The sequence below is a fragment of the Lactobacillus sp. B4005 genome (genome assembly GCF_026536045.1).
In the GTDB taxonomy this organism is placed as follows: Bacteria; Bacillota; Bacilli; order Lactobacillales; family Lactobacillaceae; genus Lactobacillus; species Lactobacillus panisapium.
On record NZ_JAFNOZ010000001.1, the window covers coordinates 377,181 to 399,730 of the forward strand.

At 37.4% G+C, this 22,550-nt stretch carries 21 protein-coding genes; 19 read left to right on the plus strand and 2 right to left on the minus strand.

Annotation, left to right across the window (positions count from 1 at the left end; translation table 11 throughout):
- Positions 1-15: 15 nt before the first annotated feature.
- Positions 16-627, minus strand: coding sequence for a 30S ribosomal protein S4 (gene rpsD, locus J3U73_RS01810; protein WP_103751508.1), 612 nt, complete (start codon positions 625-627; stop codon positions 16-18).
- A gap of 426 nt (positions 628-1,053) precedes the next feature.
- On the opposite strand from rpsD, the gene ezrA reads away from it, so the two are divergent.
- The 10 genes from ezrA (at position 1,054) to mreD (ending at position 13,469) form a co-directional block, all read left to right on the plus strand.
- The gene (ezrA, locus tag J3U73_RS01815) at positions 1,054-2,769 is read left to right on the plus strand and encodes a septation ring formation regulator EzrA (RefSeq protein WP_267409409.1); all 1,716 of its coding nucleotides are present in this window, start codon (positions 1,054-1,056) and stop codon (positions 2,767-2,769) included.
- 273 nt (positions 2,770-3,042) lie between these two features.
- On the plus strand, positions 3,043-4,200 hold the full coding sequence (locus J3U73_RS01820; RefSeq protein WP_267409410.1) for a cysteine desulfurase family protein: 1,158 nt from the start codon (positions 3,043-3,045) through the stop codon (positions 4,198-4,200).
- Between the two features lie 6 nt (positions 4,201-4,206).
- On the plus strand, positions 4,207-5,424 hold the full coding sequence (gene thiI / locus J3U73_RS01825; protein ID WP_267392727.1) for a tRNA uracil 4-sulfurtransferase ThiI: 1,218 nt from the start codon (positions 4,207-4,209) through the stop codon (positions 5,422-5,424).
- Between the two features lie 270 nt (positions 5,425-5,694).
- The gene (locus J3U73_RS01830; RefSeq protein WP_267409411.1) at positions 5,695-8,334 is read left to right on the plus strand and encodes a valine--tRNA ligase; all 2,640 of its coding nucleotides are present in this window, start codon (positions 5,695-5,697) and stop codon (positions 8,332-8,334) included.
- A 1-nt stretch (position 8,335) separates the two neighbouring features.
- Positions 8,336-9,622, plus strand: a complete 1,287-nt coding sequence (locus tag J3U73_RS01835; RefSeq protein WP_267409412.1) for a bifunctional folylpolyglutamate synthase/dihydrofolate synthase — start codon at positions 8,336-8,338, stop codon at positions 9,620-9,622.
- Entirely contained in the window at positions 9,600-10,280 is a 681-nt protein-coding gene (locus tag J3U73_RS01840) for an HAD family hydrolase (RefSeq protein ID WP_267409413.1), read from the plus strand. The genes J3U73_RS01835 and J3U73_RS01840 overlap by 23 nt, the downstream gene beginning before the upstream one ends.
- A 35-nt stretch (positions 10,281-10,315) precedes the next feature.
- Positions 10,316-10,939, plus strand: coding sequence for a JAB domain-containing protein (locus tag J3U73_RS01845; RefSeq protein ID WP_267409414.1), 624 nt, complete (start codon positions 10,316-10,318; stop codon positions 10,937-10,939).
- A 96-nt stretch (positions 10,940-11,035) separates the two neighbouring features.
- Positions 11,036-12,040 carry a rod shape-determining protein gene (locus J3U73_RS01850; protein WP_220269564.1) on the plus strand — a complete coding sequence of 335 codons (1,005 nt, stop codon included), beginning with the start codon at positions 11,036-11,038 and terminating at the stop codon, positions 12,038-12,040.
- A gap of 50 nt (positions 12,041-12,090) precedes the next feature.
- Positions 12,091-12,942, plus strand: a complete 852-nt coding sequence (gene mreC, locus J3U73_RS01855) for a rod shape-determining protein MreC (RefSeq protein ID WP_267392722.1) — start codon at positions 12,091-12,093, stop codon at positions 12,940-12,942.
- On the plus strand, positions 12,942-13,469 hold the full coding sequence (gene mreD, locus J3U73_RS01860) for a rod shape-determining protein MreD (RefSeq protein WP_267392721.1): 528 nt from the start codon (positions 12,942-12,944) through the stop codon (positions 13,467-13,469). The genes mreC and mreD overlap by 1 nt, the downstream gene beginning before the upstream one ends.
- Positions 13,470-13,497: 28 nt before the next feature.
- Here the strand turns inward: mreD and J3U73_RS01865 are convergent, their stop codons facing one another.
- Positions 13,498-13,629 carry a DUF4044 domain-containing protein gene (locus tag J3U73_RS01865; protein ID WP_220269567.1) on the minus strand — a complete coding sequence of 44 codons (132 nt, stop codon included), beginning with the start codon at positions 13,627-13,629 and terminating at the stop codon, positions 13,498-13,500.
- 102 nt (positions 13,630-13,731) lie between these two features.
- Here J3U73_RS01865 and J3U73_RS01870 point away from each other — a divergent pair, with 102 nt between their 5' ends.
- The 9 genes from J3U73_RS01870 to J3U73_RS01910 all read left to right on the plus strand — a co-directional run bounded on the left by J3U73_RS01870 (position 13,732) and on the right by J3U73_RS01910 (position 22,494).
- Positions 13,732-14,058, plus strand: coding sequence for a DUF3397 family protein (locus tag J3U73_RS01870; protein ID WP_220269568.1), 327 nt, complete (start codon positions 13,732-13,734; stop codon positions 14,056-14,058).
- Between the two features lie 169 nt (positions 14,059-14,227).
- Complete coding sequence (gene mraZ, locus J3U73_RS01875; RefSeq protein ID WP_220269569.1) at positions 14,228-14,659, plus strand: division/cell wall cluster transcriptional repressor MraZ; 432 nt, start codon at positions 14,228-14,230, stop codon at positions 14,657-14,659.
- A 7-nt stretch (positions 14,660-14,666) separates the two neighbouring features.
- Positions 14,667-15,614 carry a 16S rRNA (cytosine(1402)-N(4))-methyltransferase RsmH gene (rsmH, locus tag J3U73_RS01880; protein ID WP_267409697.1) on the plus strand — a complete coding sequence of 316 codons (948 nt, stop codon included), beginning with the start codon at positions 14,667-14,669 and terminating at the stop codon, positions 15,612-15,614.
- 14 nt (positions 15,615-15,628) lie between these two features.
- Positions 15,629-15,991: a cell division protein FtsL gene (gene ftsL / locus J3U73_RS01885; protein WP_267409415.1), complete on the plus strand. Its 363-nt coding sequence runs from the start codon at positions 15,629-15,631 to the stop codon at positions 15,989-15,991.
- Positions 15,991-18,156: a penicillin-binding protein gene (locus tag J3U73_RS01890; protein ID WP_267409416.1), complete on the plus strand. Its 2,166-nt coding sequence runs from the start codon at positions 15,991-15,993 to the stop codon at positions 18,154-18,156. The genes ftsL and J3U73_RS01890 overlap by 1 nt, the downstream gene beginning before the upstream one ends.
- 8 nt (positions 18,157-18,164) lie before the next feature.
- Positions 18,165-19,127 (plus strand): phospho-N-acetylmuramoyl-pentapeptide-transferase, encoded by a 963-nt coding sequence (mraY, locus tag J3U73_RS01895; RefSeq protein ID WP_267409417.1) that lies wholly within the window; start codon positions 18,165-18,167, stop codon positions 19,125-19,127.
- 6 nt (positions 19,128-19,133) lie between these two features.
- Positions 19,134-20,513: a UDP-N-acetylmuramoyl-L-alanine--D-glutamate ligase gene (gene murD / locus J3U73_RS01900; RefSeq protein ID WP_220269573.1), complete on the plus strand. Its 1,380-nt coding sequence runs from the start codon at positions 19,134-19,136 to the stop codon at positions 20,511-20,513.
- Between the two features lies 1 nt (position 20,514).
- On the plus strand, positions 20,515-21,621 hold the full coding sequence (murG, locus tag J3U73_RS01905; protein ID WP_220269574.1) for an undecaprenyldiphospho-muramoylpentapeptide beta-N-acetylglucosaminyltransferase: 1,107 nt from the start codon (positions 20,515-20,517) through the stop codon (positions 21,619-21,621).
- 21 nt (positions 21,622-21,642) lie between these two features.
- The gene (locus J3U73_RS01910; protein WP_267392718.1) at positions 21,643-22,494 is read left to right on the plus strand and encodes a cell division protein FtsQ/DivIB; all 852 of its coding nucleotides are present in this window, start codon (positions 21,643-21,645) and stop codon (positions 22,492-22,494) included.
- The last annotated feature ends 56 nt before the right edge of the window (positions 22,495-22,550 follow it).

Here is a 22,550-nt window from a genome sequence, read left to right on the forward strand (position 1 = left end):
TTTGCGGATAAAAAATTAAAGTAACTTGTTGTAGTATTCAACAACTAAAGCTTCATTAATTTCTGGTTCCATTTCGTCACGTTCTGGAAGACGTACAAGTGAACCTTCCAATTTGTTGTCATCAAATGAAACAAATGATGGACGGGATGCAGCTGCTTCAAGTGCATCTTTAACTTGTTGTAAGTTCTTTGACTTTTCCTTAAGGCCAATAACTTGACCAACTTTAACTTCGTAAGATGGAATGTCAACACGTTTGCCATCAACAGTAATATGACCGTGGTTTACTAATTGTCTAGCTTGTTCTCTAGTAGTAGCTAAGCCTAGACGGTAAACAAGACTGTCTAAACGGCATTCAAGTAAAATCATGAAGTTAGTACCGTGCTCACCTTCACGGATTTTACCAGCGCGCTTGAACAAAGTTCTAAATTGACGCTCATTTAAGCCGTACATCCAGCGCAACTTTTGCTTTTCGTGAAGCTGCTCACCGTATTCTGACAAACGACCACGTGAATTAGGACCGTGTTGACCAGGAGCATAGTTACGACGGCTAAGTTCCTTACCAGTACCTGAAAGTGAAATACCTAATCTTCTTGAACGTTTCCAACTTGGACCTGTATATCTTGACATAAAATCCTCCAATAAAATCTGATAACAGTTTTTGGAGTAAAATATTACGTATAAGTTCAACATTCGTGCATCTTAATTTTCATTTTCGCCTGTTGCAGCGTCGGTTACTCGTTCACTTAAACGTATTAAGATGTTGACGTTCTTGTCACTTATAGCTGCAAATATTTTACAACCTCTACATTATAGCGAGCTGTTCCTACTAAATCAAGAAAAAAGTTAAATGAATGCTAATTCTGTAGTAAAGTCATAAGTACTAAATTTTTACTTGTAACGAAAATAATCGCAAAAAACTATTATAAAGGTAAATTTTAGTAAAGAATTAGCTCTGATAATTCATGAACTAGATACTTCTGGTACTTCTTGAAATCAGGTTCCCACACCGGTAAAGAAGTTTGGTATAATTGGAAGTAGTTTTGGAGGAAAAATATGTCATCAACTCAGTCAATTATTGTAATAATTGCAATTTTAATCATCATTCTAATTATAGCATTTATGCTCATCGTTAATCGGAAGCAGCTGCGGGAAATAATTGAGCTTGACGACTTGATTACCAAGATTGAGAAAATGAACTTGGACGCAGACATTATCAAGCTGGATAAAATGGACCTTGCGGGAGAGAGTTTAACGACATTAACTACTTGGCGCAAAAATTATGATCAAACCACAACGAAGAAGATTCCAGAAGTACAGGATTTGATTGAAAAAGCTGCTGAACAAAATGGTCATTATCAGCTTTTTAAGGCTAGGAAAAACATCAATCAGGCTCAGGAAATTATGAGACCGACTTTTGATGATGCAAAAAATACTAAGGAAGTATTTAATGAACTCCTTGAATCAAACCGCGAAAATCAGATGCTACTTAATGATCTAAATAAAAATTACCAGGATATGCGCAAGCAGGTTTTAGCTGATTCCTTTGAATATGGTCAAGCATTAGACCAAATTGAAAGTGAGCTGTCTGCAATAGAAGGTGACTTTACCGAAGCCAAAAGTCTAACTGCACAAGGTGATCAAGTTGAAGCAAAACGAGTCCTGTCAAAAATCAAGGTTGCATTAACTGGTGTGAAAACTAAATTACCAGAAATCAGACAGGCTCGTCATGAACTTGATACGGTTTTCCAGGATCAACTACGGGAAATTTCTGATTCATACAAAAAAATGATGTCGTCTAAGTATTACATTACCAAGATTGATATTCTAGCAGAAATTAAAAAAGTGCGAACTGAAGTTGATGATGCGCGTAAGTTGTTACAAGATCTAAAAATCGATGAACTTAATAAGAAGATTAGTAAAATTCAAAAAGAAATTGCCAACTTATACGATGTCTTAGCGAGGGAATACAAGGCTCGTCCTTTTGTTGAGGAAAATCAGGACAAAATTCAGCGCCTTCTTTCTCATGAACAAGTTGAATCGAAAAAATTAGTTGAGAAGTTGCGTCATATTGATGAAAGTTACGAGTTAACTCACGGTGAATTAGCTGAAAGTCGGCAGTTAGAGCAAGAAGTAAATAATATGAATCATCAGTATACAGTTGACACTCAAAATATTGCTGATGGAAAGGGAGTCTATTCCGCTATTAAGGCTTCTTGGTTAAGTATGCTTGAACGTCTGCGCGAAATTGCTGATAAGCAAACCAAGATGGGACAAGATGTTGATGGCTTATATGATTCCGAAAATGTTGCCAACGACTCAGTCAATCGCTTTAAGCAGGAAGTTTCATTAGTATATCGCCGCTTGGAGCGAAAAAATCTACCAGGTAACCCTGATACTTTTGTTCAAATGTACACTTTGGTAGTAAATGAGATTGGCCATGTTGCCAAGGAACTTAGCGAAGTAAGAATCAATATGGAAAAAATTTCTAATGAATTAATTCAGATTTCAGATGACGTTGAACGTTTGAAAAGAGAAGCGGATGATATCATTAATTGTGCCGATTTAGTAGAGCTGACCTTGCAGTATTCTAATAAGTATTCAAACAATGAAGCAGTCAAAAAGGCGCAAACTAAGGCAATGGAATTGTATAGCCAAGAATTTAATTACAAAGATGCTCTTGACACCATTGCCACTGCTCTTGAAAAAGTGGAGCCAGGATCATATCAACGCTTAGAAAATGCGTATTATTCAGATAAGAAAAATAACTAACCTTAAATTCGAAAAAGTACTGTATCAATGGCAAAATACGGTACTTTTTTGTTGTCAAAGTAAAATTTTTGAACTATTCACAAAAATAGTGTTACTATTTTAGAGCAATTTTCCATCTAATATTAAGGAAGCAGTGGTTCTTTCTTACTTATCACTGCAAAAAGAGAATTATAATTTCCTTATCTAAATTGCAATTGAAGCGTTGGAGCTTTTAAGTTACAATTTATTAGTTAACAATAGCTATTTAGAGCTTTTTGAGGGGGAGTAAAGTTTGTGATTTATTTTGACAATAGTGCAACGACTAAAATTGATCCGTCTGTTTTAAGTACCTATGATCAAGTCGCGCAAACTATTTGGGGCAATCCGTCAAGTTTGCACAAATTAGGTGACCGGGCGTTTCAATTATTGGAAAGCTCCCGAAAACAAATCGCTAGTTTATTAGGAACACAAACCGAGGAAATCTTTTTTACTTCTGGTGGAACTGAATCTAATAATTTGGCGATTAAAGGAACGGCTTTTCAGAAAAGAAAATTTGGCAAACACTTGATAACTTCTAGTGTTGAACATGCGTCTGTCACAAATGCTTTTAATACTTTGGAGTACCTCGGCTTTCGGGTTACGCACTTGCCAGTTGATAAACAAGGGCGAGTTAATGTCAACGACCTTCGTAATGCAATTGATTCAGATACTACCTTAGTTTCAATAATGGGTGTTAATAATGAAATTGGCACCATTCAGCCAATTGATGAGATTAGCGATCTGTTAAGCAATTATCCGACTATCAATTTTCATGTAGATAATGTTCAGGCATTAGGAAAAAATATTTGGTCACGTGTATTCACCCCGCGGGTCGATTTTTCCAGTCTTTCGGCGCATAAATTCCATGGACCACGCGGCATTGGCGTTTTCTATAAAAGAGAAGGTAAGATGCTTGTACCCCTTCACGATGGTGGAGGGCAAGAAAAAGGCATGCGTTCAGGAACCGAAAATTTACCGGCAATTGCGGCAATGGCGAAAGCGATGCGTTTAGTCTTAACTGATGAAAAAGCTAAGGCTGATAAAGAAGCAGCAATTAAAGCTAAGATTGTTGATTATCTGCAAAAAAAGCCAGGAATTAAAATATTTTCACCAGTTAACGATAATTTTGCTCCGCACATTTTATGCTTTTCACTAGAAGGCATTCGGGGCGAAACACTTGTCCATGCTTTGGAAGAACATGATATTTATACTTCCACAACCTCTGCTTGTGCTTCAACCAAGGTAGATGAGGCAAGTACTCTTATTGCTATGCATATTGATGATAAAATCGCGACTAGTGCCATTAGGTTGAGCTTTGACGAAACAAATACACTTGAAGAAGCGGATGAATTTATCGCGGTTTTTGACCAGATTTACCGTCACTTTGCTCGAATTAATCATTTAGGAGAATAATTTTTAATGAAATATACTGAAGTTATGGTTCGCTATGGTGAACTTTCAACTAAGGGAAAAAATCGCAAAGATTTTATTGGTCGTTTGGCTGGTAATGTTACCAAAGTATTGCGCGACTATCCGCAAGTTGAGATTCACCCTAAACATGACAGAATGCACATCGTATTGAATGGTGCACCATTTGAAGAAATAGACCAACATTTGAAAAAAGTGTTTGGCATCCAGACATATTCACCGACAATTAAGGTTGATAAAACGCTTGAGGCAATTGAAGAAACTGCTCTTGCCTTGATGAAAGAAATTTACCAAAAAGGCATGACATTTAAAGTCAATACCAAGCGTAGTGATCATCATTTTGCTTATGATACCAATGAATTAAATTTAATGATTGGTGATTATCTTTTTGACCATATGTCTGATTTAAAAGTTGAAATGAAACATCCTGATCTTGTTTTACGTATAGAGGTTCGCCAGGACGCAGTCTATCTTTCAAACCAATTATTGCGCGGTGCAGGCGGAATGCCTGTTGGAACAGGTGGGCGTGCTGTTATGATGCTTTCTGGTGGGATTGATTCTCCTGTCGCATCGTATCTTGCCTTAAAACGTGGCGTTGATATTGAAATGGTCCACTTTTACAGTCCGCCTTATACGACAGAGAAGGCTTTGAATAAGGCCAAGGAGTTAACAGGAATTTTGGCTAATTATGCCGGACGAATTAACTTTATTGCTGTTCCGTTTGCGGAAATTCAAGAAATAATTAAAGAAAAAATTCCTGAAGGTTACTTAATGACGGTTCAGCGCCGCTTTATGTTGCGACTGGCTGACCAAATTCGGGCAAAAAGAAAAGACCTAGCAATTTTCAACGGTGAATCTGTTGGTCAAGTTGCTTCGCAAACGCTTGAATCAATGACGGCCATTAATGATGTAACAACGACTCCCGTATTGCGTCCCGTTGCTACGATGGATAAAACAGAGATTATTAGTTTAGCTGAAAAAATTGGAACATTTGACTTATCAATTCAACCATTTGAAGACTGTTGTACAATTTTTGCTCCACCACGTCCTAAAACTAAGCCTAGACTTGATAAGGCACGGGAATATGAAGCTCGGCTTGATGTTGATGGCTTAATTCAGCGTGCGCTTGCTGGTATTAAAGTAACGCCAATTTATCCTGACGAAAAGTTCTTGGCTGATAAAGCCGAAGAAGATACTGCACTACTTTAAAAAACATGTTATAATGCTAGCAAAGCAAAAATCAAGAGGTATTAACCTTATAAATAGAGAAAGGCCCAATGTTGGTGAAAGGCCGAATGAAGGTTAATTGGTAGCTTGATTAAGCTGGTTAGCTGAACTATTAGTAGGCTAATCCGGTAAGTTCACCGTTATCACTTTCAAGAGAAGCAAGTTTTAACTTGCTTAACCTTAGGTGGTACCGCGGTTAATTTAGATCGTCCTAGACAATTTGTCTAGGATTTTTTTATTGGGAGAAAAATTATGTCAGATTTAGCACCTAAATATGATCCCCATGAGGTTGAAGAAGGCCGGTATCAAGAATGGCTTGATCAAGATCTTTTTAAACCTTCTGGAGATAAAAAAGCTCACCCTTATTCAATTGTTATTCCTCCACCCAATGTTACTGGTAAGCTGCATTTGGGTCATGCTTGGGATACAGCGATTCAAGACACTTTAATAAGATATAAACGAATGCAAGGTTATGACACACTCTATTTGCCCGGAATGGATCATGCCGGAATTGCTACACAGGCTAAAGTTGAGGCAAAACTGCGTAAGCAGGGCAAAGACCGTCATCAGATGGGCAGAGAAGCTTTCGTTAAGCAAGTTTGGGACTGGAAAGATGAATACGCCAATATTATTAAGAGTCAATGGGCAAAGATGGGCTTGTCACTTGACTATTCTCGCGAACGGTTCACTTTAGATGAAGGCTTGTCCAAAGCGGTTCGGCGGGTTTTCGTTCAACTATACAACGAAGGATTAATTTATCGTGGTGAATATATCATTAATTGGGATCCAGAGCTGCAAACGGCACTGAGTGATATTGAAGTTATTCACCAAGACGATAAAGGTGCTTTTTATCACATTAAATATCCATTTGCCGATGGTTCTGGGTTTGTTGAAATTGCAACTACTCGTCCAGAAACCATGTTTGGTGATACTGCTGTTGCGGTAGCTCATGGAGATGAACGATACAAAGATATTGTTGGTAAAGAATTGATTTTGCCACTTGTTGGCCGTCATATTCCGATTATTGAAGATCAACATGTTGATCCGGAATTTGGAACTGGTTTAGTAAAGATTACACCAGCTCACGATCCGAATGACTTTGCCGTAGGCAATCGTCACAATTTGAAGCGAATTAATGTCATGAATGATGACGGTACGATGAACGAAAATGCTGGTAAATACGAAGGCATGGATCGTTTCGAATGTCGTGAAGCAGTTGTCAAAGATTTAAAAGATCAAGGCTATTTAATTAAAGTTAAGCCAATTGTTCACTCTGTTGGTCACTCAGAGCGTTCTGGTGTTCAAGTTGAGCCGCGTCTGTCTACCCAATGGTTCGTTAAAATGAAGCCGTTAGCAGAAAAGGCATTGCAAAATCAGGAAACTGAAAATAAAGTGACATTTATACCTGAAAGATTTGAGCAGGCTTTTAAACAATGGATGGAGAATGTTCATGATTGGGTAATTTCGCGCCAGTTATGGTGGGGGCACCAAATTCCAGCTTGGTATAACAAAAAAACTGGTGAAATATACGTTGACGAGCATGAACCAAAGGATAGCGAAAATTGGGAGCAAGACCCAGATGTTTTAGATACTTGGTTTTCAAGCGCATTATGGCCATTTTCAACGATGGGCTGGCCTGATGAAAATTCTGCCGATTACCAACGCTATTTCCCGACAAATACTCTAGTCACTGGTTACGATATTTTGCCTTTCTGGGTTTCACGTATGATTTTCCAAAGTCTTCATTTTACCAAGAAACGTCCGTTTAAAGATGTTGTTCTCCACGGCTTAATTCGTGATGAACAAGGCAGAAAGATGAGTAAATCGCTCGGTAACGGTGTTGATCCGATGGATGTTGTTGATCAATACGGCGCAGATGCCCTAAGATGGTTTTTACTTAATGGAACTGCTCCAGGCCAAGATACACGTTATAACCCTAAGAAGCTTGCTTCGGCATGGAATTTTATTAATAAAATTTGGAATGCCGCACGGTTTGTAATTATGAACTTGCCAGCAAATGCCAAGCCAGCTCATATGCCAGATACTGCCAATTTTGACCTGGCAGACAGTTGGATTTTCGACCGCTTAAATCACACTGTTAGTGAAGTTATTCGGTTGTTTGATGAGTATAAATTTGGTGAGGCTGGCCGAGAATTATACAACTTTATCTGGAATGACTTTTGTGACTGGTATATTGAAATCTCAAAGGTTGCTTTAAACAGTGAAAATGAAGAACTGAAGACAAGAAAGCAAGCTAACCTCGTTTGGATTCTTGACCAAACTTTGCGACTTTTGCACCCAATTATGCCGTTTGTTACTGAAAAACTTTGGCTGTCAATGCCGCATGATGGTCAGTCAATCATGACTGCTAAATATCCAGAAGTACACTCAGAATTTGCTAATGAAAAAGCAGATCATGATATGGCTTTCTTAATTGAAGTGATCAAGGCTGTTCGGAACATCCGTACTGAAGTTAATGCCCCATTATCATCACCAATTGACATCATGATTCAACTTGAAGATGCCAAAAACGAACAAATTCTGACTGATAATGAAGAGTACGTTAAGAACTTTTTGCACCCGAAGAAGTTGACTATTGCAACTGAACTTGCTGCACCAAAATTAGCTAAGACAGCAGTTATTTCAGGAGCACAAATCTTTGTTCCATTAGCTGATTTGGTTAACATTGACGATGAAATCAAGCGAATGGAAAAAGAAGAAAAAGATCTGGTTAGTGAAGTTGAGCGTTCAACCAAGAAGCTGAGCAATCAAGGCTTTGTTGCCCATGCTCCTGAAGCTGTTATCGACAAAGAAAAAGCTAAAAAAGCTGATTATGAAAGCCAACTTGACAGTGTTCGCCAGAGAATTGAAGAATTGAAAAAGAGTGAATAATGTGAATTTTACCAATACTCAAGATGTGATTAGTTATTTATATTCGCTACCGAAGTTTCATGAAAAAGCAGATTTATCATACATTAAAAGAACTTTGGCTGCTTTACACAATCCTCAAGATAAAGTAAAAACCGTTCATGTCACGGGCACTAATGGTAAGGGTTCAACTTGTTATTATTTAAGTAATTTGTTGCAAAAGGCTGGTCAAAAGACCGGCCTTTTTGTTTCACCCTATGTTTTCGAATTTAATGAACGAATTCAGTTAAATGGACAAAACATCAGTGATGACCGTCTCATTGATTTGGCTAATCAGATTGAAAAAGTTCTTAGCAAGATTCGTCAAACCGAACCTGACTTTGCATTAGCGACTTTTGAATATGAAGTGGCGATGGCTTTTCTTTATTTTGCTCAGGAAAAATGTGACTTTGCCGTGATTGAAGTGGGCATCGGTGGTGAACATGACAAAACTAATGTGATTACCCCAAAAGTAAGTGTCATCACAACAGTAGGGCTTGATCACGAACAAATTATTGGCCCAACACTTGAGGATATTGCCCGCGAAAAAAGTGGCATTATCAAGAAAAATTGGCCGGTAGTTTTAGGCAATATTCCCGAAGAAGTATTACCAATTATTTTAGCTAAGGCCAATGACGAAAATGCCCCTGTGAAGCTCTGGAACAAGAATTTTAGAATGGAAACTGAGCAAAATAAGGACATGATATATCGTGACGGAAACAGCACCCTATCTTTTATCGCCCGACCTAGAGTAGAAGGAATTGATATTTCCGTGGCTGTTCAGGCTTTTAAGTTATTAAATTTGAAGTTAACTGATCTTCAAATTGAAAGAGCAATTAATGAAACTGTTATTCCAGGTCGTTATCAAATTTTGGAAACCAAACCGCTTATTATTCTTGATGGTGCTCATAATATTCAAGCGATGAAAAATCTGTTAACTTTTGCTCATGAGCAGCAGCAAAAACGGCATGGAATAATTAGAATTTTGATCATGATGATGAAAGATAAAGATTTAACAGAAGTTTTTGCTCTATTTAAACCTACTGACCGCGTCATGCTTACAACAATTGACTATCCACGGGCGGCTAAAGAAGCCGATTTTCCACCAGAAGTTCGGGAAAAATACGAATATCATTCGGATTGGCAAAAAACCTATACCCAGATGAGACAAGCTAGCCAGGCAAATGATATACTGCTAGTAACAGGTTCGTTTTATTTGGTGGGCAATATCCTACAAATGGAGGAAAAGAATGAGGATAGAAAACAGCACTGATGAAATTAATGGTGTGCTTTTTGATATGGATGGCTTACTGGTTAATTCAGAAGAATTATACTGGCAGGCGAATATTCAAGCGTCTCATGAAGCCAATTTATCAACTCCAGATGATATGTACTTAAAATTGGTTGGTTCAACTAATAATGATATGCAAAATTTTTATAATGAGTATTTTGAAAGTAGTGTTCAACGTGATCAGTTTATTAAAAGAACTGATGAACTGGTGTGGCAATGGACTGACCAGGGAAAGCTGAAACTGCGTCCGGGAGTGCAAGAAACTTTAGATTTTTTGCATGAGCGTGACATACCGATGGCTATTGTCACTAGTAATACAGAAAATGTTGTTGAGCATAATTTATGGGTGACGGGAACGCGAAATTATTTTCAGTTTCACTTAAATTATGATAACGTTTTAAAAAATCACGTTAGACCTAAACCAGCACCGGATATTTACTTGTTGGCTGCCAAAAAAATTGGGGTTGCAAAAACTAATTTGCTGGCATTTGAAGATTCTTCACCAGGGCTACAATCAGCGGTAAATGCTGGAATCAAATGCATGATGGTTCCAGAACTAATACCGGCTAGCAAAAAGGATCATGAAATTGCCACGTGCATTTGTAAAGACTTTTTTGCAGTTTTAAAGCAATTTCAGTAATTTTCTACGTATTTAATAGTGAAAGGAATGATTTAATGAAAATTATGAAGTCCAAGCACTATTTAATTAATACGGATATGGAATTGTTGAGCACTTTATTTGGTCAATTAAAGGAAGAGGGAATTACTAAATTTGAACAACTAATCCAAAAAATAAAAGGATTAGGGTTAAATGATTTTAATGATTTATTTAAATATTTATCGGGCGCAAATTGTCCTGAGAACATAGCTATTATAAGTGAAGATTTGCTTGAAAGATTGCGAATGGCGTCATTTGATCGTGATGATGTGTTGACTTCTAGTAATGAGGTAGGCATGTATTTGACTAATAAATTAGCCAATCGCAAGCAAGAGGAACTGTGGGCTTTTTATATTGATAACAGCAATCATATTATTGCTGAAAAATGTCTGTTTAGGGGAACTTTGGATAAATCTGTTGCACATCCACGTGAGATTTTCCGCTGGGCAGTAATATATCCTTGTGCAGGTATATTCGTAGTTCACAATCATCCCAGTGGTAACTTGATTCCTTCACAAAGTGATTTGGAATTAACCAAAATGTTGCAAAAAGCATCGAAGATGATGCATGTTGATTTTTTAGACCATTTTATTGTAGGAAAAGGGCGTTATTTAAGTATGCGCGAGCACCAATTGTTTTAAGTTCGTCTTAAAGTTACACCGCAAATCTTTTTTAAATTGCACTTTATGCTATAATTATTCAAGATTTAGAGACTGCAGGAATAAGGAGAGATTTTCGTGTTTGGATTAGGAGCAAAAAACATTGGCATCGATTTAGGAACCGCCAATACGCTTGTCTATATGGAAGGCAAAGGTATTGTATTAAGGGAGCCTTCCGTTGTTGCCAAAAATACACAAACTAATAAAGTGATTGCTGTCGGTTCAGAAGCAAGAGAAATGATTGGTAGAACACCATCATCAATTGTTGCAATTCGACCAATGAAAGACGGTGTGATTGCGGATTATGATACAACCGCATCGATGCTCAAGTACTTTATTGAAAAAACAGTTGGTAATGCGAAGCCTTCAGTAATGATTTGCGTTCCTTCAGGAGTAACTGAAGTAGAAAAGCGTGCTGTCATCGACGCTGCTCGTGTTGCTGGTGCACGTGAAGCCTATGTAATTGAAGAACCCTTTGCCGCAGCTATTGGTGCTGGTCTTCCAGTGATGGACCCAACAGGCTCAATGGTTGTTGATATTGGTGGAGGAACAACTGATGTTGCTACTATTTCGTTAGGTGGGATAGTTTCTTCAACTTCAATCCGTCAGGCAGGTGATAAATTTAATGCTGCTATTGTGAATTACATTCATTCAAACTTTAACCTGCTTATTGGTGAGCGTACAGCAGAAGATATTAAAATCCAGATTGGCTCGGCTTCGGTTGACAAGGCAAAAGATATTGAGACCGTAAATATTCGTGGTCGTGACTTAGTTACAGGCTTGCCAAAATCCGTTGATGTAAAGGCTGTTAATGTTTCTGAGGCAATTCAAGATGTTGTCCAAGATATTATTGTTGCAATTAAAGAGACGCTTGAGCAAACATCACCAGAAATTGCTGCTGATGTAATTGATCACGGTATAGTTTTAACCGGTGGAGGAGCATTGCTTAAGAATTTACCAGATGTAATCTCAGAAGCTACTAAAGTTCCTGTCTTTATTGCTCAAGATCCGCTTGATTGTGTTGCAATCGGTACCGGCAAGTCTCTTAAAAATATTGAAGTAATGCGTAGAAGTCGCAAATAATATTACAAGTCGGCCGTTTATGCCGACTTTTCTTTAGGGATCGATTCCAAATGAAGAAGTTTCTACAAAACAAAAAATTATTATCAGTTTGTATTGCCATTATTGTGATTTTTTCGATTATTGGTGGATCTGTAAGCTTGCGAAACAAAAGAAACACACCATTAGTTGTTCAAAGTTTTGGCAATGATATTGTTGCTGTAGGAGCAAGGATTGTTGACTTACCAATTGGACTTGTCTCTGGCAGTTTTAACACGGTTCATGACTTACTAAATACACAAAATGAAAATAATTATCTGAAAAGCCGGGTAACGGAGTTAGAACAAACGAAGACACGGAATGCTAGTCTAGAGGCTGAAAATCGTCAATTAAAAGAAGCGTTAAAAGTGAAAAAGACTCTAACAGACTTTGATATTGTTAATGCCTCCGTTATTTCTCGTTCACCTGATAGCTGGACCGACCTACTTGTGATTAATAAAGGTGCAACTGCCGGCCTTAAGAAAAATATGGCGGTTATGTCTGGTGGCGGAGTTATCGGTCGAATTATTGAAGTCAGTGCAGCTTCGGCCAAAGTTGAGTTAATTACTGCAACTGACAAGTCTGCTAATCGTTTCGCCGTCGAGGCGGAAGCAACCAATGGCAAAAAGGTTCATGGTATAATCACTGTTATTGGTAATAAGACTTTAGCTTTCACACAAGCAATTGATAGTCAGAAGCTAAAACAGGGAACCAAAATTTATACCAGCGGAATGGGTGGCAATTCCCCAAAGGGGTTGTTGGTTGGTAAAGTAGCAACTACAACCCATGATACTTTTGGCTTATCAGATCTAATTAGAATAAATCCAGCTGGAGAATTAAACGATCCGTCGGTTGTTACCGTTATTAAAAGGACGGTGACGGATTAATGCGTTCTTTACAAAAATATACGTTGGCTCTAGGTTTAATTTTGGCTTTAGCTTTAAATGGGAGTCTATCATTATACTTACATCCATTTTTTAACTTAGGCGCGAATCAATTGATGCCTATAGGCATGATGCTGATTGCTCTGTTTGATGATACCAATTCCTACGAACTCTGGTTAGCTGCAGGAGCGGGTATAGTTAGTGATATTTATTTTTATGGTGTTTTAGGACTTTATTCAGTTTGCTTGCCTTGCGTATGCTTGTTGTTGCAAAAAAGTGCTCGGTTCTTTCCAGAAGTTTTTTGGGTAAGGTTAATAGCGGTCTTACTGAGTACAGTTTTAATTAACAGCTATAACTGGTTAGTTTTAAACTTAATGGGTATCAGCAACATTTCCGTTTCTGCATTACTGGGCAGTTTTTTGCCAACTATTGGTTGGTCATTTGTATTCATATTGATTACCTACAGAGTTTGGGGTATGCTAGCTAATAATTTTCCTTTTATGGTAAAACTTGAAAATTATCAAAATTAAAAACGTGAGAAATTATTTCTCACGTTTTTTATTCGAAATATCCTAAGGACATTAAAGCGTTAACTAAAACAGCCGCTAAGGTTATAATTGCCATTAGCCATGCCATAAAGATAGTCAATTTTTCAAATCCTGATTTTTTCTTTTTATGTTTCCGTGTCATCACTAGACCTCCCGTTTGAACAATATTTTATTCTACTTAATGGTTTTTTTCAAACAGCTATTAAGCTAAAATGGAAATTAAGTAATAGTAGAGGACAAAAATATGTTTTTAATTTTTTTATTACCACTTATTGGGATTTTTTTGGCAGTTTTACTAAATAGGCTTTTTCCAAAAGCACAATTTCATGGGTATGATATTCTCCCATTCTTCTTAGTGATTGCCTGCCACTTAATTGTGGTTCAGCAAAAACGATCCGAATTTTTACCATACGGATTTTTGCTGTTTTTTATATTTATAATAATAATTGCAATATCTGAGGCCGTTAAAAATAAAAACATTTCTTTGGGCAAAATTTTTCGTGAAATTTGGGACTTTCTCACTATGAACACGATATTCTGGTACATTGGACTATTATTTATGATGATTTAATGGGCTGACGTGACACTAATAAAATGAACTTAAAGGGTCGAAATCTCGCATGAGATTTCGATCTTTTTTTGCTTTTAAACATGGATAAATAAAAAATGTAAATTTTATACTAAAAAGTGGTAGGAAGTGGTGAAATGTGGTAAATTATTAATTGGAAGGGGGCTAGACCATGTTCATGGGTGAATACCATCACAATCTTGACAATAAAGGGCGGTTAATTATTCCCGCTCGTTTGCGTACTCAGATTGGTGACAAGATGATTTTTACTCGTGGAATGGAAGGCTGCATTTTTGGCTATACTACTGAAGCATGGCAAAAAATTGAGGCTAAGTTAGCACAACTTCCGTTGACTAAGAGAAATGCGCGTAGTTTTACGCGTTTGTTCTACTCTGGTGCAATGGAATGCGAATTCGATAAGCAAGGACGTGTTAATCTGACCACAACACTGAAGAAACACGCATCTTTGATTAAAGAATGTGTCATTGTTGGCGTTTCAGACCGGATTGAAATTTGGTCAAAAGAACGTTGGGAAGAATTTAGCGACCAAGCTAATGAAAACTATGATGACATCGCAGAAGATTTGGACGATATCGAGCTTTAATATGACTATAGAATTCAAACACACCAGTGTACTCTTACATGAAACAATCGAAAATTTAAAACCCCATGATGGTGGTCTTTACGTAGACGCGACTTTCGGTGGTGGCGGACATGCAAAATATTTGCTAAGCAAAATTGATCGAGGAACACTAATTGGTTTCGATCAAGATGAATATGCAATAAAGTCAGCACAGTTAAACTTTGCAGATTTGTTAAATCCTGATAGTGAACCTAAGTTAAAACTTGTACACGACAATTTTAGTCATTTGAAGGAGAACCTAGTAGATCTTGGTTATCAAAATGACATTGACGGTATATACTATGATTTAGGGGTTTCATCTCCTCAATTTGATCAAGCAGGACGTGGCTTTTCATACCGTTTCGATGCTAGATTAGATATGAGAATGGATCAAAGCCAAGCACTTGATGCATATCAATTAGTTAACAATTCGAGTCAAAAAGAATTAGCTAATATTTTGTATAAGTTTGGGGATGAAAAATATTCCCGCCAAATTTCTCGCAAAATCGTCGAAAGAAGACAAAAGAAACCAATAGAAACAACTTTTGAATTGGTAGAGGTTATTAAAGAAGCAATACCTGCGTTTGCACGCCGGACTGGAGGCCATCCTGCAAAGAAAACATTTCAAGCTTTAAGAGTGGCAGTTAACCACGAACTTGATGTTTTGCAGGAATCACTTGAAGAAGCCATTGAGCTTTTGAAGCCAAACGGTAGAATTAGTGTGATAACTTTTCAGTCTGACGAAGACAAAATCGTAAAAAACATTTTTAAGAAATACTCAGAAGTTGAAGTTCCGAGAGGAATGCCGATGGTACCAGATAGTATGAAGCCAACACTTCGCTTGGTTAATCGTAAACCAATCATTGCTTCAGACGAAGAGTTAAAAAACAATAACCGCTCACACAGTGCAAAGTTGCGGGTTGCGGAAAAATTGTGAAGAGGAAAATAGTAATGGCTGATAGTTTAGCAAGAAAAGTAGAATTTAATCCTAATAAACAACAAAAGCCTGAGCAACGAAAACGGCAGGTCTTAGATCATAGTCGCATTGCTTGGAATGGCCTAGAAAAATCTTTGATTGTTCTAGGAACCATTATTACACTGGGATTAATGACCCTATTAGTTTCTTCAAGCATTTCTGCCACTTCAGCACAACATGAATTAACCAGTGTGCAACGTGCAGTTGCAAAAGGGCAAAATCAAGTTAGTGACTTACATCAAGAATTAGGTGAGTTAACCTCAAGCGCAAGAATGAATAAAATTGCCAAGAATAAAGGGTTGACTCTAATTGAAAAAAATATTAGGACTATTCGCTAATGAAAAAGCACAATAGTAATTTAATTTTGCAAAAATCCAAAGCTCACAAATACCGTTTTACAGTAGGTAGATTCCTCCAGGTAACCGTAGCTTTGGTTTTTCTTGTATTTATAGGCAGATTTTTGTATATTGGAATCTCCAAGACTGTTAGTGGAGAAGATTTAACTAAAAAGACAGAACAGCTTTATATGCGTAATCAAGTTCTGAAGGCAACTAGGGGAACGATTTATGATCGAAATGGTTTAGCGGTTGCACAGGACTCGCATCTATATACTGTTTATGCCATCTTGGATAAGTCTTCGATCAATTATAAAAATAAGCCTGAATACGTTGTAAATAAAGAAGAAACGGCTGCCAAGTTAGCTAAGGTGCTGCCATTATCAAGTAGTCAAATACTGCGTTATTTGAATCCTGCTCATCCTGTTTTTCAAGTTCAGTTTGGGACTGCGGGAATTGGTTTAACCAAAAGGCAAAAGGATCAAATTGAAAAAATGAAGCTTCCGGGAATCAAATTCTTCGAAACGCAATCACGCCTATATCCTAACGGTAATTTTGCTTCTCATGTGATCGGGGTAGCAAGCCCCGAATATGATAAGAAGAAGCGAACCCAGAATTTAGTTGGTACAATGGGGCTTGAGGCTTGGTATAACGATCAGCTTTCCGGTAAGGATGGTTATCAAATATCATCAGTTGATGCTTCTAATTTTCAAACACCGAATAGCGTTCAAAACTTTCAATCACCTAAAAATGGTAATAATCTTTACCTAACTATTGATTCTCAACTTCAAGAATATCTTGAAAGCCGCTTGTCATATGTTCAAAATAATTTTTCCCCAGTTTCAATGACGGCTGTGGTCGAAGACATAAAAACGGGTAAAATTTTGGCTGCTTCACAAAGACCAACTTTTAATCCACAAACAAAAAAGGGAATTGAAAATTCTTATCGTAACATTTTAGTGCAAGATACTTATGAACCGGGTTCTGTTTTCAAGGTATTAACGCTATCTGCGGCGGTTAATAGTGGCAGTTATCATCCAAATCAATACTATAATTCAGGGTCAGTCACGGTTAGCGGTTCTGTAATTCACGACTGGCAACCGCATGGCTGGGGTAGTATTCCGTTTTCTCAAGCCTTCCCACGGTCCAGTAACACCGGATTTGTCCATATCGAGCAACAAATGGGCGCAAAAACTTGGCGTAAGTATCTGAATAAATTTCATATCGGTCAAAAAACGGATGTAACATTACCAGGGGAACAACCAGGGTTACTTGCGTTTAAATCGCCAATTGACCAAGCAGTTACTAGTTTTGGCCAAGGTGTTAACGTCAATGTGATGCAAATGATGCAGGCATTCAGTAGTTTGGCTAATGACGGTCAAATGGTTAAGCCTCAATTCGTCGACAAAATTACTAATGCCGAAGGTAAGACAATTTCTGGTTATCAAGTAAAAAAAGTTGGTCAACCGGTTTATTCAAAAGAAACGGCTCAAGTCGTCTTAGCAAATATGCGACGGGTGTTAAATAAACAAATTGGTACTGGATCTGTTTACCGTATTAAGGGTGAAAGCATTGCCGTTAAAACTGGTACAGCACAAATTGCTAATCTTAAAGGTGGTGGCTACCTCAAGGGCGATAATAATTATACTTTTTCAGTTGTCGGTGTGACGCCAGCTAAACATCCGCGGTATTGTATCTATATTACTGTAAAGCAGCCACGTAAAATGACTAAACCAGCTGAAGTAATCCTGTCATCAATTTTTAAGCCAGTGATGAACCGGGTCATTTTAATGTCGAAAAATGAGGTCGATGATTCAACGATTGTTAAAATACCTGACTTCACAGGAATGACTTATTCTGAGGCACAAAAAAAGGCTCGTCAACTGGGCTTAAGGCTTGCCAAGATAGGTAGTGGTGATAAAATAACTGAACAGTCAATTAAACATAACCAGAAGCAAGAAGCCGGAAAGCGAATGTTTGTCATGACTTCCGGCAAGATTACTTGTCCAAATATGAAAAACTGGACAATTGACGATTTGCACCAGTTTGCTGACTTGACTGGCGCAAAAATTACAATTCAGGGAACTGGCGTCGTGAAAGAGCAAAGCCGTTCGGTGAATTCAACCATAAAGTCGGGAACAAAAATCAAAGTTAAATTAAAGGAGTAGCACTTTTTATGCTAGTAATCAGCATCATTGCATTAGTTAGTTCATTAGTCTTAACCGGTATTTTTTTACCGTGGATGATTATTTTTATGCGGAGCCATCATGAAGGACAAGAAATTCGAGATGAAGGTCCAAAGTGGCACGAAAAAAAATCAGGAACGCCAACGATGGGTGGTGTTGTTTTTGTTCTTTCGACGGTTATTTCCACCGTATGGGTTGCCTGCTGGCAAAATCAATTAAATAAATTAATCTGGATTTTATTAATCAGTTTATTAGGATACGGTATTATTGGCTTTTTAGACGATGGTATTAAGCTATTTTATAAACGCAATCTTGGATTAAAAGCCTGGCAAAAATTTGCACTACAGATTTTGATTGCAGTCATTATTATTGGTATTGCAGCAACAGATCATTTTAGTTTTGGTCTATATATTCCCTTTATTGGCACTGTCACTAGCGTTGTTCTATTCACAATTTTTGAAATTTTCTGGCTGGTTGGCTTTTCAAACGCAGTTAATTTGTCAGATGGGCTAGATGGGCTAGCAACAGGGTTATCAATCATTGCATATGCGACATATGCCTATTTGGCTCTTAAGCAAGAGAATTTTGCGGTTCTCATTTTCTGTATGAGTGTTATCGGCGGTTTAATTTCATTTTTTATTTTTAACCATAAACCTGCTAAAATTTTTATGGGTGATGCCGGCTCCTTAGCACTTGGTGGCGGATTAGCTGCTGTTAGTTTATTCTTAAATAGACCGTGGTCATTGCTTTTGATTGGAATTGTTTTTGTTTGCGAAACGGCTAGTGTAATTCTTCAAGTTATTTCTTACCAGACTACAGGCAAAAGAATATTCAAAATGACGCCGATTCATCACCATTTTGAGATGCTTGGCTATTCCGAATGGAAAGTTGATATCATTTTTTGGATTGTTGGTTTAATTGGTAGTATTTTATATTTAATAATTTGGGGTTAAAAAATAATGAGGCAAATAAAAAAATATGTCGATAAGAATATTTTAGTTTTAGGCCTAGGAAAAAGTGGTTTTGCAGTAAGTATGTTGTTGCTTAAACTTGGTGCAAAGCTGACTTTGAACGACCAGGCAGAACTTGCACAAAACGAGCATGCCCAAAAGCTCAAGGAATTAGGTGTACGCGTAATTGGTGGTCACCATCCAGTTGAACTATTAAGTGACGAGCATTTTGATTATTTAGTCAAAAATCCTGGTATTCCGTATGACAATCCAATGGTAAAAAAAGCTCTTGATTTGTCTATTCCAGTAATTACTGAACCAGAAATTGCCCTAAACGTGAGTGAGGCACCTTATGTTTGTGTTACCGGTTCAAATGGTAAGACTACGACAGTTATGCTGACGCAGCAAATACTTGAGCATCATTTAGCCCCGCAAAATCACCATGCTTATGCTGTTGGTAATATCGGAGTTCCAATTTCTCAGGTGGTCGAAAAAGCTACCAAGGATGACATTTTAGTTGTTGAAATGTCGAGTTTTCAATTATTGGGAGTGGCTGATATTGACCCTAAAGTTGCAGCAATCGTTGATATTTATCATAATGTCCACTTGGATTACCACAAGACATATGCGAATTATGTTAATGCCAAATTAAATGTTACGCGAACACAAACGTCCCAAGATTACTTTTTGGCTAACTTTGACCAAAAGGAAATTTTAGCAAAAGAAAAAGAAGCAACCAAGGCCAAGGTACTAACCTTTTCTGAGAATGATCAAGCAGCAGATTATTTTATCGCTGATGGTTATTTGCAGAGTCATGAAGGTAAGATTATGAAGACACAGGACATGAAACTCCCGGGAATTCATAATCAGCAAAATGCTCTTGTTGCCAGTGCAATTGCGCAGATGATGGGCGCAAATGATGACGATATTCGCAAGGTGCTAGCTACATTTACCGGAGCTAAGCACCGATTGCAATATGTTATGACATTAGACGATCGAAAAATATATAACGATTCAAAGTCAACTAATATCGAGGCTGCAACCGTGGCCATACCTTCCTTTAGTGAACCAGAAGTGCTGATTGCTGGCGGCCTTGATCGCGGATTTAATTTTGATTCATTGGTGCCGTTACTAAAAAAGCACGTCAAAGCAATTGTTCTGTATGGTGAGACGCGCTATTTACTGGCTGATGCAGCTAGAAAGGCCGGTATCAAGGAAATTGTTATTGAAAATTCACTTCAAGAAGCTGTCCCTAAGGCCTATGAGTTAACCAGTCCGGGTGATATTTTGCTATTTTCACCAGCCTGTGCTTCCTGGGATCAGTTTAGAACCTTTGAAGAACGTGGTGATTATTTTGTAAATTTTGTTAAGGAACTTAAAACGAAGTAAAATGAGGATTATTTTTACAGGTGGCGGTACAGGTGGCCACATTTATCCAATAATGGCATTAATTGAAAGATTAAAAGAAAGAAATATTGCAACAAATGATGAAATTCTATTTGTTGGGACTAAAAAGGGACTTGAAGCGAAGATTGTTCCTGCGGCAGGAGTTAACTTTCAGACAATTGAAATTCAAGGATTTAGTCGGAAACATTTATTAAGCAATTTTGCCACTGTTAGCCTATTTATGAAGGCTACTAAAAGGGCTAAGAAAATTATTACTGATTTTAAGCCTGACGTAGTTGTTGGGACCGGGGGCTATGTTAGTGGAGCAATAGTTTTTGCTGCAGCCAAGTTGCACGTTCCCACGATGATTCATGAATCTAATTCGGTTGTCGGTGTGGCAAATAAGTTTTTAGGTCATTATGTTGATAAAATATGTTATACCTTTGACGATGCTGCTAAACAATTTCGGGAAAAGAAAAAACTGGTTAAAACTGGTAATCCACGTTCGCAACAAGTTTTAGGTTTGGCTGCGTCGAAGGTAGATTTGCAGAGTAAGTGGGGCTTAAATCCTAAAACTCCCACCGTTCTAGTCTTTGGTGGCTCCCGTGGGGCGTTAACGATTAATCGAATTATGTTAAAATCGTTAACTAAATTGGAAAAGAAGCCCTATCAAATTATTTGGGTAACTGGAACTTATTATTATGATGAAATCCAGAAGAAACTAGCAGGCATTAATTACGGGAAAACAATTAAAATTCTTCCTTATGTCAAAGATATGCCAGCGTTGCTACCGAAAATGACGTGTGTCGTCTCAAGATCAGGTGCGACGAGTATTGCCGAAATTACAGCACTTGGTGTGCCGGCAATTTTAATTCCAAGCCCTAACGTGACTCATAATCATCAAATGATTAATGCTTTAGACCTTGAGAAAAGGGGTGCAGCAACAGTAATTGCCGAAAATGACCTAAACCCTAATAACTTTATCTCTTCAATCGACCATATTTTGCTTGATAGCAAATATGCTGATGAAATGAGTAATGCTTCTAAAAAGCTTGGCGTTCCTGACGCTTCTGACCAAGTAATAAAGGTAATGCAAGAAATTGCAAAATAATTAAGAGTGGAGGTGAGACAGTTGACAAAAAAGCGGATAACTAAGATTGATCCCAAGGAAAAGCTGTCACGCTATTTGGATTACCAATCTAAGCAAAAGAAAAGAAAAAACCAAACTAAAATCTCTGCCTCACTTTCTAAATTGCATGGTGAGCGTAAAAGCGCTCTTTTCAAACGGTTAGGCTTAATTGTGGGTATCTCTCTTTTGTTTATTATTGCTTTAGGCTATTATATTTCACCGCTTGCCAATATTAAGAGTGTCAAAATCCAAGGTGGAAATGATTTACCGATTAAGCAAGTTGTTAAAACTTCTGAAATTCGATCAAGTGACAAGGTTATTGATTATATACTCCATTTAAACGATGTTAATAATAAGTTAACTAAAAAATATACTGAGATTAAAAATGTTAATATTAGCGTAAATCATTTTAATCAACTGGTTTTACAGATCAATGAATATAAAACGATTGGTTATATTAAAAAAGAAAATGGATATTGTAAAATTTTATCCCACGGAAAGCTAGGCACGCAATTATTACCTTGGAATAAAGTAAGTCAAGATAAGCCAGTTTTTATTGGCTACAATCATGAGGTTTCTTTGAAAAACGATCTCAAACTATTTAATAGTTTGCCCAGCGATTTTCAAAGTCAGATCAAGCTTTTGAGCGGAAATACCCGTCGAAAATCGCAAGTGATTTTTTTGATGAAAGACGGAAATGTAATCATCGGCAACGTCTCGACTCTCAAAAGCAAATTAAAGTATTATAATGAAATAAAGACTAAAGTAGGAAAAAATAGTTTGATTGATTTGGAAGTAGGAGCATTTAGTCGCCCACTTACTCCAAATGAAAAGCGGACTTATGGCTTAACATAAGCTGAATTTATGCTTTTTTTATGTTAAACTTTTTAAAAGAGCATCGACGGGGGGTT